This is a genomic window from Paracoccus sp. S4493 (assembly GCF_000967735.1).
GTDB classification, from domain to species: Bacteria; Pseudomonadota; Alphaproteobacteria; order Rhodobacterales; family Rhodobacteraceae; genus Paracoccus; species Paracoccus marcusii.
In genome coordinates this window covers 1-2541 of the sequence record NZ_JXYF01000225.1, presented here as the reverse complement: position 1 = coordinate 2541, position 2541 = coordinate 1, and the positions used below count along the sequence as shown (strand labels likewise).

Sequence of the window (2541 nt, the reverse complement as noted above, 5' to 3'; positions counted from 1 at the left end):
ATTCCAGCGGATCGCGGCCCGCCGCCGCCGCCAGTTCTGCGATGAAGGACTGGATCGCGAAGGCATGCGGGATGTTGGACACCGACCGGTACCAGCCGATGCGCACATGGGCCGGGGCCTGCGGGTTCTCGGCCCGGACGTTGGGGATGTCCAGGGGCATGTTGGTCAGCCCCATGCCCAGCTCGAACGGCAGCTTCTCCTTGGGGTCGGGGGCAAAGATCGACCCGATCGTGGGGGCTGCGGTGCGGTGCAGCCAGGCCACGGCCTTGCCCTGTGCGTCCAGCCCCGCCTCCAGCCGCTCGACCGAGACGGTGTGATAATAGCTGTGGTGCAGGTCGTCCTCACGCGTCCAGGTCAGCTTGACCGGGGCGCCCATCTCGCGGCTGAGGATCGCGGCCTCCAGCACGAAGTCGGGCTTGGACTTGCGGCCGAAACCACCGCCCAGCAGGGTGACGTTGACGGTCACATCCTCCTCGGGCAGTTCCATCCGCTGTGCCAAGCGCAGGCGGGTGACCTGCGGCGCCTGCACGCAGGCCCAGACTTCGCAGGACCCGTCGCGCACATCGGCCACGGCGGCGGGCGGCTCCATCGGGGCCTGCGCCAGGTGGGGAATATAGTATTCGGCGACCACGCGGGTCTCTGCCTCGGCCAGGGCCGCGGCGACGTCGCCCCGGTTCAGGATCAGCTTGCCGTCGCCGGTCTGCACCGCCGCCTCAAGCTCTGCCCTGAAATCATCCGAGGAATAGGCGGCATGCGGCCCATCCTCCCATTCGATGACCAGCGCTTCGCGCCCCTTGATGGCGGCCCAGGTGTTGCGGGCAATGACCGCGACACCGCCAAGCGGCTGGAATTCTGCGGGGATGGCGGGCGGGTCCAGCCGCACGATCCGCTCGACTCCGGGCACCTGCAGGGCGGCGCTGTCGTCCAGGCTGGCCACGCTGCCGCCAAAGACCGGCGGGCGGGCGATGACGGCATACAGCATTCCCTCGCGGCGCACGTCGATCCCATAGGTCGTGGTGCCGCGGGTAATGTCGTCATTGTCGACCAGCCCGATATCGGCCTTGCCGACGTAACGGAACGTCGCGGGGTCCTTCAGGCGCAGGCCCTCGCGGTCGGGAACCGGCAGGGCGGCGGCTTTGGCGGCCAGTTCGCCAAAGCCCATCGTGCGGTCCGATCCGGCATGACGTACGACATGCCCCTCGGCGCGCACTTCGGACAGGGGCACGTCCCACGCCTCGGCCGCCGCCTGCTCCAGCATGGTCCGGGCCGAGGCCCCGGCACGGCGCATCGGGCCAAAGAAATGCCGCAGGCTGCGCGAACCGTCGGTGTCCTGGTTGCCATAGCGCGGCTCGTTGCCGGGGGCCTGGGTCACGCGGACCATGTCCCATTCGGCCTCCAGCTCGTCCGCCACGACCATCGCGATCGAGGTGCGCACGCCCTGCCCCATCTCGGAACGGTGGACGGTCACGGTGACGATACCGTCCTCGGCGATCGAGACGAAGACGTTCGGATCGTCACGCCAGCCGTTGGGCATCGCGTCGGCGCCGAACTGGACGGGCGCGTCCTGCGCGCGGCCCGGGCGCGGCAGTCCGATTGCAAGGACCAGGCTGCCGGCCCCCATGCCCAGCAGCAGGGACCGGCGGCTGACATTGGCGATGCGGAGGGATTCGGGGACGCGGTTCGACATCATTCGGTCCTCGCTTCGGCGGCCTGCTTGATGGCGGCGCGGATGCGCGGATAGGTGCCGCAGCGGCACAGGTTCGCACTCATCACCGTGTCGATGTCCTCGTCGGTCAGGTCGGGGGTGGAATCCACAAGCGCCGCGGCCTGCATGATCTGCCCCGCCTGGCAATAACCGCATTGCGACACGTTCAGGTCACGCCAGGCGACCTGCACGGGGTGGTCGCCGTTCTCGGCCAGACCTTCAATCGTGCGGACGTCCGACCCATCCGCGATCGAGATGGGGGTGATGCAGGCAAAGGTCGGATAGCCGTCCAGATGGATCGTGCAGGCGCCGCATTGGGCGATGCCGCAGCCGAACTTGGTGCCGGTCAGTCCCAATTCGTCGCGCAGGTACCACAGCAGCGGCATTTCGGGATCGCCATCGAAACTGTGTTCCGTCCCGTTCACGGTCAGGGTGATCATGATGGCTTCCTCGCTTTCGGATCAGGGCCGGTCGGCGTCGTGCGCGCATGTGACCGTCAAGGGCAACGCCCTTCGGTAAACCGGGTTCCCGAAAAATCGCGCGTCAGTTGCCGGCATGGTCCGGAAAGGCATTGAGCCCGGTCCAGGCACCGGTCCCGTGTCAGGACCATCCTTTATCAGGTAGAGCTGTCCGCGGCGACGGATTAGGCGTGACGATCAGACTGCGCCTTTGGCGCTTGACGACCGGCACCCGGTCGGGACATGGATCCGCCTTGTGTCCGGGGCGCGCACGGGCCGATACCATCCAAGGCATGGGACAGCAGATGAGCCAGGAAACAGCAGGCGCGGACATCGACGCGCGCTTTCGCACCGGAACCCCCGGCCTGGATGCCGTGC

Annotated in this window: 3 protein-coding genes; 1 reads left to right on the top strand and 2 read right to left on the bottom strand. The window is 67.9% G+C overall.

The features are described 5' to 3' along the window. Together TW83_RS16535 and TW83_RS16530 are read right to left on the bottom strand one after the other, a co-directional pair. Nucleotides 1-1687, bottom strand: a 1687-nt coding sequence (locus tag TW83_RS16535; RefSeq protein WP_052714954.1) for a molybdopterin cofactor-binding domain-containing protein, incomplete at its 3' end; no start/stop codon positions are given. Further along, nucleotides 1687-2145 (bottom strand): (2Fe-2S)-binding protein, encoded by a 459-nt coding sequence (locus tag TW83_RS16530; RefSeq protein ID WP_045983882.1) that lies wholly within the window; start codon nt 2143-2145, stop codon nt 1687-1689. The genes TW83_RS16530 and TW83_RS16535, both read right to left, overlap by 1 nt. A 209-nt stretch (nt 2146-2354) precedes the next feature. Here TW83_RS16530 and TW83_RS21905 point away from each other — a divergent pair. Next, on the top strand, nt 2355-2541 hold a 187-nt coding region (locus TW83_RS21905; RefSeq protein WP_204245793.1), incomplete at its 3' end, for a hypothetical protein.

Excerpts from the sequence above, each read along its gene's own strand:
- TW83_RS16530 (WP_045983882.1), bottom strand. The coding sequence starts at position 2,145 with ATGATCACCCTGACCGTGAACGGGACGGAACACAGTTTCGATGGCGAT.